At 76.1% G+C, this 16,045-nt stretch carries 2 protein-coding genes; both read right to left on the reverse strand.

All coding sequences use genetic code 11. From position 1 onward, the window contains the following. Positions 1–7: 7 nt before the first annotated feature. Complete coding sequence (locus GA0070622_RS19230) at positions 8–4,981, reverse strand: type I polyketide synthase (protein WP_091574845.1); 4,974 nt, start codon at positions 4,979–4,981, stop codon at positions 8–10. Between the two features lie 33 nt (positions 4,982–5,014). Continuing rightward, on the reverse strand, positions 5,015–16,015 hold the full coding sequence (locus GA0070622_RS19235; protein ID WP_091574849.1) for a type I polyketide synthase: 11,001 nt from the start codon (positions 16,013–16,015) through the stop codon (positions 5,015–5,017). Positions 16,016–16,045: the final 30 nt, after the last annotated feature.

Raw genomic sequence — 16,045 nt, forward strand, 5'->3', positions numbered from 1 at the left:
GGTGCGGTCAGGACAGACCGAGGTCGCGGTCCACCATGGCGAACAGCTCGTCGTCGGTGGCGTCGCCGAGGTGCCGGCCGAGGTCGTCGCCGCCGCCGCCCTGCCCGAGACGGGTGAGCATGGCCTGGAGGCGGACGGTGGCGCGGACCCGGGCGGCCTCGTCCCGGGCCACCACGTCGAGCCCGTCGGCGATCCGGTCGAGGTCGTCGAGCAGCGCGGTGGGGGTGGCCACGTCGTCCTGGGCGACCTCGGCGTAGAGGTACTCGGCGAGCGTGGTCGGCGTCGGGTAGTCGAAGACCAGGGTGACCGGCAGCGCCACCCCGGTGGCCAGGCCGAGCCGGTTGCGCAGCTCGACCGCGGTGACCGAGTCGAAGCCCAGTTCGCGGAACGCCCGGTGCTCGTCCACCGACTCCCCGGACGGGTAGTTGAGCACGGCCGCGACCTGTCCCCGGACGAGGGCCAGCAGCACGGCCATCCGGTCGGCGGCGGGCAGCCCGGCGAGTCGGTCGTGCAGCGACTCCGGGCCGTCGGGGGTCTCGCCGCCGGTGGCGCGTTCGGCGGCGCGCAACCGGCGGACGTCGGGCAGGTCGTTGATCAGCGGTCCGGGCCGGGTGGCGGTGAACGCGACGGAGAACCGCTCCCAGGCGATGTCGGCGACGGTGAGGAACGCCTCGCCGTGGTCCACGGCCTGGTGCAGCGCGGCGATCGCGGCCTCCGGCGGCATCTCGGGTACGCCGTGCCGGTGCAGCAGCTCGCCGAACGGCCCTTCGGCCATGCCGCCGCCGGCCCAGGCGCCCCAGGCGATGGAGGTGCCGGGGAGGCCGAGGCCGCGCCGGTGCTGGGCGAGCGCGTCGAGGAACGCGTTGCTGGGGGCGTAGTTGCCGACGCCGGAGCTGCCCACCGAGCCGGCGAAGGAGGAGAACATGACGAACGCGGCGAGGTCGAGGTCGAGGGTCAGCTCGTGCAGGTGGTAGGCGACGTCGACCTTGGCGGCGAGGACGCGTTCGATCTGGTCGACGCGGAGCTCGTTGATGAGCGCGTCGTCCAGCACCGCGCTGGCGTGCACCACCACCCGCAGCGGACGGTCGGCGGGGATGTCGTCGATCAGCGCGGCCAGGGCGTCCCGGTCGGCGGCGTCGCAGGCGACCACGCTGGCGGTGGCGCCGAGCGCGGTCAGCTCCTCGACGAGCTGCGCGGCGCCGGGTGCGGCCGGGCCGCGCCGGCTGGCCACGACGATGTTCTCCACGCCGCTGCGGGCCAGCCAGCGGGCGGCGTGTCCGCCGAGGGCGCCGGTGCCGCCGGTGACCAGGGCGGTGCCGGAGGGCTGCCACGGGTGCGCGGGTCGGCTGTCGCCGAGCGGGACCCGGGTGAGTCGGCGGCCGAGCAGGCCGGCGGGGCGTACCGCGATCTGGTCCTCCTCGCCGGCGGCGGTGAGCGCCGCGACCAGCAGGCCGGCGCTGCGCTCGTCGATCGCCTCGGGCAGGTCGACCAGGCCGCCCCAGCGCTGCGGGTGTTCCAGTGCGGCGACCCGGCCGAAGCCCCAGACCATGGCCTGACCGGGCGAGCGGAGCAGGTCGGCCCGGCCGACCGAGACGGCGCCGGAGGTGACCGCCCACATGGGGGCGGCGAGGCCGATGTCGCCGAGCGCCTGGACCAGCGCGACGGTGGCGGCGAAGCCACCGGGTACGGACGGGTGCATCGGGTGGACCAGCTCGTCGAACGCGAGCAGCGACACCACTCCGGTCACCTCGGCCGGTGTGGCGTCGGCGCCGGTGGTGATCGCCTCGCGCAGCAGTTTGGCGAACAGGTCGCGGTCGGCGTCGGTGGTGCTGACCGGCACCGGGACGACGGTGGCGCCGGCGGCGGCGATCGCCTCCACGCTCGCGTCCTGCCACGGTTCGACGATGTCGCCGGTGGGCAGCACGACCAGCCAGGTGCCGGCCATGCCGCGGTTGGTGATGCCGGTGAGCGGCTTCCACGTGTCCTGGTAGCGCCAGCTGTCGATGTCGGACTGGCGGCGTCGCTGCCGGCGCCAGCGGTGCAGCAGGGGCAGCGCCGGGGCGAGCGCGTCGAGCGCCGTCCCGGCGGGGGTGTCCTCGCCGGCGACCACCTCGGCGAGGGCGGGCAGGTCGTCGCGTTCCACGGCCGCCCAGAAGCCGCTGTCGTCCGGCCCGGTGCTCTGGTCGGGCGGCAGGGCCGCGAGGTCGGGTCCACCGCTGCCGTCGAACCAGAACCGCTGGTGGTCGAAGGCGTAGCTGGGCAGGTCGACGGTGGTCGTCTCGGGCAGCACGCGGGTGAGGTCGACGGGCAGGCCGACGGTGTGCGCGGTGGCCAGGTTGGTCAGCAGCCGGGTCGGGTCGTCGTCGCCTCGACGCAGCGTGGACAGCACGTGGCCGGTGGTGGCGGTGTCGTCGAGGATCGCGGTGACCGGCATCGCCAGCACCGGATGCGGGGAGATCTCCACGAACGTGCTGTGCCCCGCGCCGATCGCGGTCCGCACGGCGGTGTCGAAGCGGACGGTGCGGCGCAGGTTGTCGTACCAGTAGTCGGCCGTCATGGTGGCCGGGTCCACCCAGTCCCCGGTCAACGTCGACACCAGACGGGTGTGGCCTTGCTGCGGGGCGACGTCGGCCAGGTCGGCGCGCAACCGCTGGGCGACGTCCTCCACGGCGGCGGAGTGCGAGGCGTAGTCCACCGGGATCAACCGCGCCCGCACCTCGTCGGCCTGACAGGCCGCCACGAAGTCGGCCACGGCCTGCGGCGGACCGGACACCACCACCGTCGACGGGCCGTTCACCGCCGCGACCCCGACCCCGGCGAACCCGGGCAGACGGGCGGTCACCTCGTCGGCCGGCAGATCCACCGACGCCATCGTCCCGGTCCCCCGCAGCGCGGCGAGCGCCCGGGACCGCAGGGCCACCGCGCGGGCCGCGTCGTCGAGGGAGAGGATGCCGGCGACGCAGGCGGCGGCGATCTCGCCCTGGGAGTGACCGATGACGGCGTCGGGCAGCACACCGGCCGCGCGCCACACGGCGGCGAGGGCGACCCCGACGGCCCACAGCACCGGCTGCACCACCTCGACCCGGTCCAGCCAGGACTCGTCGTCGCCGGTCAGCACCGACACGAGGTCGACGTCCAGGTGGGGGGCCAGCGCCGCCTGGCACTCGGCCAGCGTCGCGTCGAGGACCGGGCACCGGCCGACCAGACCGGCGGCCATCCGGGCGGACTGGGCGCCCTGACCGGGGAAGACGAACACCGGGCCGGCGCCGGCGGCGGTCGCCGTGCCGGTGACGAGGTTGCCCGCCGGCAGGCCGGCGGCGAGGGCGTCCAGGCCGGCCAGCAGCTCGGCCGGCGCCGCGCCGACGACGGCGGCGCGCTGGTCGAGCGTGGCGCGGGTGGTCGCGAGGGACCAGGCCACCGCCGCCGGGTCGACGTCCGCCCGGCCACGCAGGTGCGCGGCGAGCCGCGCGGCCTGGCCGGCGAGCGCGGCGCGGGTGCGACCGGAGACCGGCCAGACGGTGGGCGCGGCGGCGAGCAACCCGGGCCGGCGCGGCGCGGGCTCGGCGCTGTCGTCGGCGGCCGGCTCGGCGGGGGCCGGGCGGTACTCCTCGACGATGACGTGGGCATTGGTGCCGCTGACGCCGAACGAGGAGACGCCGCCCCGGCGGGGGCGGCCCAGCTCCGGCCACTGGCGGTTTTCGGTGATCAGCTCCACCGCGCCGGCGGACCAGTCCACGTGCGGCGACGGCTCGTCCACGTGCAGCGTCGCCGGCAGCGTGCCGTGCCGCAGCGCCATCACCATCTTGACCAGCCCGGCGACGCCGGCGGCGCTCTGGGTGTGGCCGATGTTCGACTTCACCGAGCCCAGCAGCAGCGGCCGGTCGGCGGGACGGTCCTGCCCGTACGTGGCGATGAGCGCCTGCGCCTCGATCGGGTCGCCGAGCGTGGTGCCGGTGCCGTGCGCCTCGACCAGGTCGACGTCGGCCGCGCCGAGCCGCGCGTTGGCCAGCGCGGCCCGGATCACCCGCTGCTGGGAGGGCCCGTTGGGGGCGGTGAGACCGTTGGAGGCGCCGTCCTGGTTCAGGGCGCTGCCCCGGATCACGGCGAGGATCGGGTGGCCGAGGCGTTCGGCGTCGGCGAGTCGTTCCACCACGACCACGCCGCCGCCCTCGCCCCAGCCGGTGCCGTCGGCGCCGGCCGCGAACGCCCGGCACCGCCCGTCGACGGACATGCCGCGCTGGCGGGAGAAGACCACGAAGACGCCGGGGGTGGCCATCACGGTGACGCCGCCGGCGACGGCCAGGTCGCACTCGCCGCGGCGCAGCGCCTGCCCGGCCAGGTGCAGTGCGACCAGGGAGGACGAGCAGGCGGTGTCGACGGTGACGGCGGGCCCGTTGAGGCCGAGGGTGAACGAGATCCGGCCGGAGGCGACGCTCGTGGTGTTGCCGGTGCCGAGGTACATGTCGACGCCGTCGGGCACGTGCGGCAGGCCCATGCCGTAGTTGGACGTGCTGAGGCCGACGAAGACGCCGGTCTGGCTGCCGCGCAGCGACAGCGGGTCGATGCCGGCGCGCTCGATCGCCTCCCACGAGGTCTCCAGCAGCAGCCGCTGCTGCGGGTCCATGGCGAGGGCCTCGCGGGGCGAGATGCCGAACAGGGCCGGGTCGAAGTCACCGGCGGCGTCGAGGAACCCGCCGACCCGGGTGTAGCTCTTGCCCGGCTTGTCCGGGTCGGGGTCGTAGAGCGCGTCGAGGTCCCAACCCCGGTCGTCGGGGAACTCGGTGAGCGCGTCCCGGCCGTCGGCGACCAGCTCCCACAGGTCCTCCGGGGACCGGACGCCGCCGGGGAACCGGCAGCTCATCGACACGATGGCGAGCGGTTCGGTGTCCCGCGCCTCGACGGTCTGCAGCTTGCGCTTCGTGTCGTGCAGGTCGGCGGTCACCCGCTTGAGGAAGTACCGCAGCTTGTCGTCGTCGCTCATCGCGTCCCTGCCTCGATCCGCGGTTCGGTCATGTCAGGAGATTCCAAACTCTTTGCTGATGAAGTCGAAGATCTCGTCGTCGCTGGCCGCGTCGAGGTCGGGCCGGTCCGGTTCGGCGGCCGGGCCGGCGAGGTCGGTGGCCTTGGCGAGCAGGTCCCGCATCCGGGTGGTGAACCGGTCCCGGGTCTCCGGGTCGAGGGCGAGCGTGGTGAGCAGCGACTCCACCGCGTCGATGCCCTGGAACAGCGGCTGGGTGGAGGGGGCGGCGTCGGCGGCGATCTCGCCGGCCAGTTTCCCGGCCAGCGCCTGCGGCGTCGGGTAGTCGAAGACCAGCGTGGCGGGCAGCCGCAGCCCGGACAGGGTGTTGAGCCGGTTGCGCAGGTCGACCGCGGTGAGCGAGTCGAAGCCCAGGTCGGTGAAGAGCCGGCCCGGGTCGACGGCCTCCGGTCCGGTGTGACCGAGCACGGCGGCGACGTTGGCCCGGACCACGTCGAGGAGCACCCGGCGCCGCTCGTCGTCGGACAGGCCGGCGAGCCGCTGGGCGAGCGGCACGCCGCCGGTCGCGGCGGCGCCGGCGTCGACCGAGCGGCGCAGCGGCACCCGGACCAGGCCGCGCAGCAGCGGGGCGAGCGCGCCGGACTCGGCCTGCGCGCGCAGCGCCGCCACATCCAGGCGCATGGGTACGACGGCCGCCGCGTCCAGCCGCCAGGCCGCGTCGAACAGGTGCAGCGCCTGGTCGGTGGGGAGCCCGCCGGCGCCCTGCTCGGCCATCCGGCGCACGTCGGCGTCGGCGAGGTGACCGGTCATGCCGCTGGCCTGCTCCCACAGTCCCCAGGCGAGCGAGATGCCGGGCAGGCCCTGGGCCCGCCGGTGCGCGGCGAGCGCGTCGAGGAACGCGTTCGCGGCGCCGTAGTTGGCCTGACCGGCGCTGCCCAGCGTGCCGGCGGCCGAGGAGAAGAGCACGAACGCGCCGAGGTCCCGGCCGGCGGCGAGCCGGTGCAGGTGCCACGCCGCGTCGATCTTGGGTACGGCGACCGCGTCGACCCGGTCCGGGGTGAGCGACTCCAGCACGCCGTCGTCGAGCACGCCGGCGGCGTGCACCACGGCGGTGAGCGGATGCGCGGCGGGGATGCCGTCGAGCAGCGCGGCGAGCGCGTCGGGGTCGGCGGCGTCGCAGGCGGCGACCGTGACCTCGGTGCCGGCCTCGGCCAGCTCGGCGACCAGCTCGGCGACGCCGTCGGCGGTCGCGCCGCGCCGGCCGGCGAGCAGCAGGTGTCGCATCCCGTGGGTGGTGGCCAGGTGGCGGGCCAGCAGCCGGCCCAGCACGCCGGTGCCGCCGGTGACGAGCACCGTGCCGTCCGGGTCGACGCCGCCGGGCAGCGGTTCCAGTCCGGCCGGTACGCGGGCCAGGCGCGGCGCGCGTACCTGACCGGTGTGCACGGCGAGCTGCGGCTCTCCGGTGCCGATCGCGGCGGCGAGCAGCGCGGCGCTGGCCGGGTCGGCGTCCAGGTCGAGCAGGTGCAGGCGGCCGGGGTGTTCGACCTGGGCGGTGCGGATCAGCCCCCAGACGGGGGCCTGCCGCAGGTTGACCTCGGCCTGCTCCCCGGTGGCCACCGCGTCGCGGGTGACCAGGACGAGTCGGGTGTCGCCGAACCGGTCGTCGGCGAGCCATGCCCGCACCAGGTCCAGCACGCGGTGGGTGGTGGCGCGGGCCTGTGCGGCCAGCTCGGCGCCGGTGCCGTCGCCGAGCGCGGCGACCGGCACGACGACCACCTCGGGGACGGCCTCGCCGCCGGTGAGCAGGTCGGCGAAGGACTCGGGGGCGAGGTCGGTGCGGGTCCGGGCGCCGGCCGCCTCCCCGGCGGCGCTGAGCGCGAGGTCGTCGCCGAGGACCACCCAGCGGCCGGCGGCGGGCGCCGGCCCGGCGGGCACGGCCAGCGCCGGCCAGTCCAGCCGGAACAGCGACTCGTGCCGGCCGGAGCGGGCGGCGCCGAGCGCATCCCCGGTGACCCGGCGCATGATCAGCGATTCGGCGTGCAGGACCGGCGCGCCGGTGGCGTCGGCGACCTGGAAGGTGACGCCGACGTCGCCGGCGGCGGCGACGCGGACCCGTAGCGCGGTGGCGCCGGCGGCGAGCAGCGTGACGCCGGTCCAGGCGAACGGCAGGCGGGGGACGGTGGCGTCGGCGCCGTCGCCCATCCGGCCGAGGAAGCCGCCGATGGACATGGCCTGGAGCGCGCCGTCGAGCAGCGCCGGGTGGATGCCGAACCGGCCGGCCTCGGCGTGGTGGTCGGCGGGGAGCGCCACCTCGGCGAACACCTCGTCGCCGCGGGTCCAGGCGGCGCGCAGGCCCCGGAAGGCCGGCCCGTAGCCGAACACTGTCGACTCGATGCCGGCGTAGAACGCGTCGGAGTCGACCTCGGTGGCGCCGGGCGGTGGCCACACGCCGAGGTCGAACGCGGGCGCGACGGCGGCGCTCGGGGCGAGCTGGCCGGTGGCGTGGCAGGTCCAGGCCACGTCGGCGAGGATCTCGTCGGACCCGTCCCGGTAGGGGCGGGAGTGCAGTTGCACCGGTCGGCGGCCGGCGTCGTCGCGGTCGCCGACGGTGAGCTGGATCTGCAGCGAGCCCAGTTCGGGCAGCACGAGCGGGGCGAGCAGGGTGAGTTCCTCGACCACCGGCGCGCCGGCCTGCTCGCCGGCGTGGGCGGCCAGTTCGACGAAGGCGGTTCCGGGCAGCAGGATCGCGTCCATCACCCGGTGCTCACCGAGCCACGGGTGGGTACGCACGGACAGCCGGCCGGTGAAGACCATCCGCTCGCTGTCGGGGAACGTGACGGCGGCGCTGAGCAGCGGGTGTCCGGCGTCCTGGAGGCCGGCGGAGGCGACGTCCTGCGCCCGGTGCGCGGGCGGGTCGAGCCAGAACCGGTGCTGCTCGAAGGCGTAGGTGGGCAGGTCGACGGTGGTCGTCTCGGGCAGGACGCGGGTGAGGTCGACGGGCAGGCCGACGGTGTGCGCGGTGGCCAGGTTGGTCAGCAGCCGGGTCGGGTCGTCGTCACCCCGACGCAGCGTCGACAACACGTGCCCGGTGGTGGCGGTGTCGTCGAGGATCGCGGTGACCGGCATCGCCAGCACCGGATGCGGACTGATCTCCACGAACGTGCTGTGCCCCGCGCCGACCGCGGTCCGCACCGCCGCGTCGAACCGGACGGTCCGCCGCAGGTTGTCGTACCAGTAGTCCGCCGTCATGCTCGCCGGATCCACCCAGTCCCCGGTCAACGTCGACACCAGACGCGTGTGACCGGCCTGCGGGGCGACGTCGGCCAGGTCGCCGCGCAGTTGCTGGGCGACCTCCTCCACGGCGGCGGAGTGCGAGGCGTAGTCCACCGGAATCAACCGCGCCCGCACCTCCTCGGCCTGACAGGCTTCGACGAAGTCGGTCACGGCCTGCGGCGGACCGGACACCACCACCGTCGACGGACCGTTCACCGCCGCGATCCCGACACCCGCGAAGCGGTTGTCGGCGGCACCGGAGCCGGCGGAGTCGGCCGTGGACCCGTCGACGCCGCCGGCCGTCCCGGCGGCGACACCGAGGCGGGCGGTCACCTCGTCGGCGGGCAGGTCGACCGACGCCATCGTCCCGGTCCCCCGCAGCGCGACGAGCGCCCGCGACCGCAACGCCACCGTCTTCGCCGCGTCCTCCAGGGACAGAATCCCGGCCACACACGCCGCGCCGATCTCCCCCTGCGAGTGACCGATCACCGCCTGCGGGCTCACACCGACGTGCCGCCACACCGCCGCGAGGGCGACGCCGACGGCCCACAGCACCGGCTGCACCACCTCGACCCGGTCCAACCACGACTCGTCGTCCCCGGTCAACACCGACACCAGATCCACGTCCAGATACGGCGCCAACGCCGCCTGACACTCGGACAGCGCCGCGTCGAACACCGGTGTCCGACCCACCAGACCCGCCGCCATCCGCGCCGACTGGGCACCCTGCCCCGGGAACACGAACACCGGACCGGTGGTGGCGGACGCGGTGCCGGTGACCAGGTGCGGTGACGGCGACCCGTCGGCCAGCGCGTCCAGGCCGGACAGCAGGTCCTCGACCGAGGACCCGACCACCGCGCCCCGGTGGTCGAACGCCGACCGGGTGGCCACCAGGGACCACGCCACGGCGGCCGGGTCCAGCTCGCCGCGCGACCGGACGAATCCGGCCAGGCGGGCGGCCTGCCCGGCCAGCGCGGCACGCGAACGCGCGGACACCGGCCACACCGTCGCGGCGGCGTCCAGCAGGCCGGCGGCGGTCGGGGCCGCGGCGGCGGGCTCGTCGCCCTGTTCGACGATGACGTGGGCGTTGGTGCCGGAGATGCCGAACGACGACACGGCGGCCCGACGCGGGCGCGACGCCGACGGCCACGGGCGCGCCTCGGTGACCAGCTCGACCGCCCCGGCGTCCCAGTCGATGTGCGGGGACGGTGCGTCCACGTGCAGCGTGCGCGGGACGGTGCCGTGCCGCATGGCCTGCACCATCTTGATCACGCCGGCGACGCCGGCGGCGGCCTGGGCGTGCCCGATGTTCGACTTGATCGAGCCGAGCAGCAGCGGCCGGTCCGCCGGCCGGTCCTGCCCGTACGTGGCGAGCAGCGCCTGCGCCTCGATCGGGTCGCCCAGCGTGGTGCCGGTGCCGTGCGCCTCCACCACGTCCACGTCGGCCGGGCCGAGCCGCGCGGCGGCCAGTGCCGCCCGGATGACCCGCTGCTGCGACGGACCGTTGGGGGCGGTGAGCCCGTTGGACGCGCCGTCGGAGTTGACCGCGCTGCCGCGGACCACGGCGAGCACGTGGCGGCCCTGCCGGCGGGCGTCGGACAGGCGCTGCACGAGCAGCAGGCCGACGCCCTCGGACCAGCCGGTGCCGTCGGCGGCGGCGGCGAACGACTTGCACCGGCCGTCGGCGGCCAGGCCGCGCTGCCGGGAGAACTCGACGAACGCGGTGGGGGTGGCCATCACGATGACGCCGCCCGCGAGAGCCAGGTCGCACTCGCCCCGGCGCAGCGCCTGCCCGGCCCAGTGCAGCGCGACGAGGGAGGAGGAGCAGGCCGTGTCGAGCGACACCGCCGGGCCTTCCAGACCGTACGTGTAGGCGACCCGGCCGGAGATGACGCTGCTGGTCATGCCGGTGAGCGCGTATCCGGAGGTTTCCTCCGGGGCGAAGGCGAGCAGCGAGCCGTAGTCCTGACCGCTGGTGCCGACGAACACGCCGGTGCTGCTGCCGCGTACCCCCGTCGGGTCGATGCCGGCGGACTCGAACGTCTCCCAGGTGGTTTCCAGCAGCAGCCGCTGCTGCGGGTCCATGGCGAGCGCCTCGCGCGGGCTGATGCCGAAGAAGCCGGGGTCGAAGCGGTCGACGTCGGCGAGGAAGCCGCCGCCCCGGGCGTAGAACGTGCCGGTGGCGTCCGGGTCGGGGCTGTACAGCGTGTCCAGGTCCCAGCCCCGGTCGCCGGGCAGGTCGGTGACGGCGTCGACCCCGTCGGCGACCAGCCGCCACAGGTCGTCGGGGTTGGCCACACCGCCGGGCAGCCGGCAGGCCATCCCGATGATGGCCAGCGGTTCGTCGTCGGCGACGGCGACCGGCGCGGCGGCCGGCCGGGCCGGGACGGGGGTGCCGGCGATCTCGGTGTCCAGGTGCGCGGCGAGGTCGTGCGGGCTCGGGTGGTCGAAGACGAGCGTGGCGGGCAGCCGCAGTCCGAACGCGTTGCCGAGCCGGTTGCGCATCTCGACGGCGGTGAGCGAGTCGAAGCCGAGGTCGCTGAACGCCCGGCGCGGGTCGACGGCGGCCGGGTCGGGGTAGCCGAGCACGGCGGCGGCCTGCCCCCGGACGATCTCCACCAGCGCGGTGCGGCGGTCGGTGTCGCCGAGCGCGGCGAGCTGGTGCACCAGGGACGCGCCGGTGGCCGGCGCGGCGGCGCCCCGGGTGACCCGGATCAGCGCCCGGTACAGCGGCGGGACGGCGCCGGCGAACTGGGCCCGCATGGCGGCCAGGTCGAGGCGGGCCGGCACCAACGCGGCGGCCGGGACGCGGCAGGCGGCGTCGAAGAGCGCGAGGCCCTCCTCCGCCTCCATCGCGGCCACGCCGGAGCGGGAGATCCGGTTGAGGTGGACGTCGTCCAGCTCGGTGGTCATGCCGCTGCGGTCGGCCCAGAGGCCCCAGGCCAGGGTGAGCGCGGCCAGTCCCCGGGCGCGGCGGTGGTGGGCGAGCCCGTCGAGGAACGCGTTCGCGGCGGCGTAGTTGCCCTGGCCCGGGCCGCCGGCGGTGGCGGCGAGCGAGGAGTACGACACGAACGCGGTGAGGTCGAGGTCGGCGGTCAGCTCGTGCAGGTGCCAGGCGGCGTCGACCTTCGGGCGCAGCACCCCGTCGACGCGGTCCGGGGTGAGCGAGGAGATGACGCCGTCGTCGCGTACCCCGGCGGCGTGGACCACGGCGGTGAGCGGGTGGTCGGCGGGGAGGTCGGCGAGCAGGGCGGCGACCGCGTCCCGGTCGGCGACGTCGCAGGCGGCGACCGTGACGGTGGCGCCGAGCGCGGTCAGCTCGGCGCACAGCTCACCGATGCCGGCGGCGTCCCGGCCGCGCCGGCTGGTGAGCAGCAGGTGCCGCACGCCGTGGCGGGTCACCAGGTGCCGGCTCATCAGCTGGCCGAGCGTGCCGGTGGCGCCGGTGACCAGCACCGTCCCGTCGGCGTCGAACGGCGTGCCGGTCGGGTCGACGGGCGCGGGCACCCGGGCCAGCCGGGCGCCGGAGGCGACGCCGGCCCGGACGACGACCTGCGGTTCGTCGGTGTCCAGCGCCGGCACGAGCGCGGCGGCCGCGCCGGCCGGGTCGTCGGTGTCGACGAGCACGAAGCGGCCGGGGTTCTCCGACTGGGCGGAGCGCAGCAGGCCGATGACGGCGGCGCCGGCCAGGTCGGTGAGGTCGGCGTCGGCGTCGGTGGCGACCGCGCCGCGGGTGAGCACGACCAGGCGGGTCGCGTCGTAGCGGTCGTCGGCGAGGAACCGTTGCAGCAGGTCGAGCGCCTGGTGGGTCACCTCGGCGACCCACCGGGGCACGTCGCGCCCGCCGGGCGGGTCGAGGAAGGGCGCGACCAGCACGCCGGGCGCGTCGGCGCCCTCGTCCAGCGCGGTGGTCAGGGCCGCGAGACCGGGGTACGCGGTGACGGCGGTCCCGGTGGCGGCGACCGCGTCGGCGAGCGCGCTGTCGGTGTCGAGGACCGCCCAGGCGGCGGTCGACGGCGCGGCGGGCAGGGCGAGCGGCGTCCAGTCCACCCGGTACAGCGACTCGGGCCCGCCGCCGCCGGCGCTGCGGAGCTGGTCGGCGGTGACCGGGCGCAGCACGAGCGAGCCCACCGAGGCGATCGGGGCGCCGGTGACGTCGGCGAGGAGCAGGGAGACGCTGTCGGCGCCGGTGTGCCGCACCCGCACCCGGGCGGCGGCGGCCCCGGCGGCGTGCAGCGCGATGTCGTTCCAGGAGAACGGCAGCCGGCCGTGGCCGGGGGGCAGGCCGGGACCGGTGGGGTCGCCGGCGGCGCTGGTGAGGCCGAGCGTGTGCAGGGCGGCGTCGAGCAGTGCCGGGTGCACGCCGTACCCGCCGGCCTCGCCGGCCGGCGTCTCGGGCAGCGCCAGGTCGGCGAAGAGGTCGTCGCCGCGCCGCCAGGCGGTACGCAGCGCGATGAAGGACGGGCCGTAGTCGTAGCCCTGGGCGGCGAGGTGCGGGTAGAGCTGGTCGGTGGGCACCTCGGTGGCGTCCGGCGGCGGCCAGGCGGCCAGGTCGGACCAGCCGGGCACGCCCGGTCTGGCCGGGCGGTCGGCGAGGACGCCGCTGGCGTTGCGGGTCCAGGCCCGGTGGTCGCCATCGGCGGGGTCCCGGTCGGCGTGCTCGTCGTCGACGGTCGAATGCAGGGAGACGGACCGGCAGCCGGTCTCGTCGGCCGGGCCGATCCAGAGCTGGATGTCCACGCCGCCGGTCTCGGGCAGGATCAGCGGCGCCTCGAGGGTCAGCTCGCGGACGTGGTCGGCGCCGACGTGCGCGCCGGCCTGGAGGGCGAGTTCGACGAAGCCGGTGCCGGGCAGCAGCACGGTGTCGAAGACGACGTGGTCGGCGATCCACGGGTGGGTGCGCCTCGACAGCCGGCCGGTGAACAGGAAACCCTCGGCGTGGGCGACGCCGACGGCGGCGCCGAGCAGGGGGTGGCGGGCGGGCCGCAGACCGACGGCGGTGACGTCGCCGGTCCAGCCGCCGCCGGCCTCCGGCCAGTAGCGCTGGTGCTGGAACGCGTAGGTGGGCAGGTCGACCCGGGTGGCGCCGGTGCCGGTGAACCACGGCGACCAGTCGACGGGGACGCCGTGCGCGTGCAGCTCGGCCAGGCCGGCCAGCAGCGCGGCGGTCTCGTCCCGGTCGCGGCGTTGGACGGCCACGGCGAGCACGGCGTCGTCAGCGGGCAGGATCTCGGCGGTGAGCGCGGTGAGCACGCTCTGCGGGCCGATCTCCAGGAACGTGTCCACCCCGGCGTCGCGCAGGGCGGTGATCCCGTCGGCGTACCGGACCGCCTCGCGGACGTGCCGCACCCAGTAGTCGACGGTGGTCAGTTCCGCCGGGTCCGCGACCGCACCGGTCACGTTGGACACGACCGGGAGGGTCGGCGCGGCGAACGTCAACCCGTCCAGGACGGTGCGGAAGTCGGCGAGCATCGGTTCCATCAGCGGGCTGTGGAACGCGTGCGACACGGTGAGCCGGCGGACCCGGACGCCCCGGTCGCGCCAGGTGTGCTCCAGCGCGGTCAGCGCGTCGACCGGGCCGGAGACCACGACCGACGCCGGGCCGTTGACCGCCGCGATCCCCACGTCCGTCCGGTCCGCGATCGACGCGGCCACCTCGGGCTCCGGCGCGGCGACCGCGAGCATCCCGCCGCCGTCGGGAAGCGCCTGCATCAGCCGGCCTCGGGCCGCGACCAGCGCGGCGGCGTCCGGCAGCGACAGTACCCCGGCGACGTGCGCGGCGGTGATCTCACCGATCGAGTGCCCGGCCACGAGGTCCGGGGTCACCCCGAACGACTCGACCAGGCGGAACAGGGCCACCTCGACCGCGAACAGGCCGGCCTGGGTGAACTCGGTGCGGTCCAGCAGGTCGTCGTCGCCGAACAGCACCGGCTTCAGCGGTCGCGGCAGCATCGGGTCGAGGTGACCGCACACCTCGTCGAGCGCGGCGGCGAACACCGGGAACGCCGCGTACAGGTCCCGGCCCATGCCGGGGCGTTGCGCGCCCTGACCGGAGAAGAGCACGGCGACGCCCTGCCGGTCGGTGGCATGCCCGGTCACGGTGCCGGCCTGCGGCGTGCCGGCGGCGAGTGCGCGCAGCGCGGCCAGCAGGTCGTCCCGGCCGGTCGCGGGGAGCACGGCCCGCCGGTCGAGCGCGGCCCGGGCGGTGACCGACGAGAAGGCCACGTCGGGCGCGGTGAGGTCGGGGTCGGCGGCGATCCGGTCGGCCCACCGCCCGGCCTGGGCGGCCAGCGCGGCGTCGTCGCGGGCGGAGACCACCACCGGTACGACCGGTCGGATGGCTGCCGGCGCGGCGTCGGCCGGGGCGGGTTCGTCCGGCGGGGCCTGTTCGAGGATGGTGTGGGCGTTGGTGCCGGAGACGCCGAACGAGGAGATCGCCGAGCGGCGCGGCCGGTCCACCGCCGGCCATGCGGTGGCCTCGGTGACCAGCGTGACCGCGCCGGCGTCCCAGTCGACCTGCGAGGTCGGCGCGTCCACGTGCAGCGTGGGCGGCACCACGCCGTGCGCCATCGCCTGCACCATCTTGATCACGCCGGCGACGCCGGCGGCGGCCTGGGTGTGCCCGAGGTTCGACTTGACCGAGCCGAGCAGCAGCGGCGCCGCGTCGCCCCGGTCCTGCCCGTACGTGGCCAGCAGCGCCTGCGCCTCGATCGGGTCGCCGAGCCGGGTGCCGGTGCCGTGCGCCTCCACCACGTCCACGCCGCCGGCGGCGAGGCCGGCGTTCGACAGTGCCTGCTGGATCACCCGCTGCTGGGCCGGCCCGTTCGGGGCGCTGAGCCCGTTCGACGCGCCGTCCTGATTGACCGCGCTGCCGCGCAGCACGGCGAGGATCCGGCGGCCGTTGCGGCGGGCGTCGCTCAGGCGTTCCAGCAGCAGCACGCCGACGCCCTCGGACCAGCCGGTGCCGTCGGCGGCCTCGGCGAACGCCTTGCACCGCCCGTCGGCGGCCAGGCCGCCCTGCCGGGAGAACTCGACGAACGCGCCGGGGGTGCACATGGCGGTGACGCCGGCGACGACGGCGAGCGTGCACTCCCGCTGCCGCAGCGCCTGCCCGGCCAGGTGCATCGCGACCAGCGACGAGGAGCAGGCGGTGTCGACGGTGACCGCCGGCCCTTCCAGGCCGAACGTGTAGGCGAGCCGGCCGGACACCACGCTGCCGGCGTTGCCGGTCATCAGGTGCCCCTCGAGGCCCTGCGCGGCGGCGCTCATCAGCACGGTGCCGTAGTCCTGCCCGGTGCTGCCGGCGAAGACGCCGGTGCGGCTGCCGCGCAGCGTGTGCGGGTCGATGCCGGCCCGCTCGAAGACCTCCCAGGTGGTCTCCAGCAGCCACCGCTGCTGCGGGTCCATCGCCAGCGCCTCGCGGGGCGAGATGGCGAAGAACCCCGGGTCGAACTCGGCGAGGCCGGTGACGAAGCCGCCCCGGCGCGCGTACGAGGTGCCGTTCTGCTCCGGGTCGCCGTCGTGCAGCGCGCCGAGGTCCCAGCCCCGGTCGGTGGGGAACTCGGTGAGCACGTCCCGGCCGGCGGCGACCACCTCCCACAGCCGCTCCGGGGTGTCGATCCCACCGGGGAAGCGGCAGCTCATGCCGACGATGGCGACCGGTTCCTGCTCACCGGCCTCCACCTCGCGCAGCCGCTGCCGCACCTGGTGCAGGTCGGCGGTGACCCGCTTCAGGTAGTCGAGAAGCTTCGCCTCGTCAGCCATGGTCCGCCCATCCCCTGTGTCGACCCGAAC

Origin of the sequence: Micromonospora sediminicola, assembly GCF_900089585.1 — a bacterium.
In the GTDB taxonomy this organism is placed as follows: Bacteria; Actinomycetota; Actinomycetes; order Mycobacteriales; family Micromonosporaceae; genus Micromonospora; species Micromonospora sediminicola.

What these genes read in the sequence shown, in the direction of transcription:
- GA0070622_RS19230 (WP_091574845.1), bottom strand. Translation starts at nt 4,981, where the DNA reads ATGAGCGACGACGACAAGCTGCGGTACTTCCTCAAGCGGGTGACCGCC.
- GA0070622_RS19235 (WP_091574849.1), bottom strand. Translation starts at nt 16,015, where the DNA reads ATGGCTGACGAGGCGAAGCTTCTCGACTACCTGAAGCGGGTCACCGCC.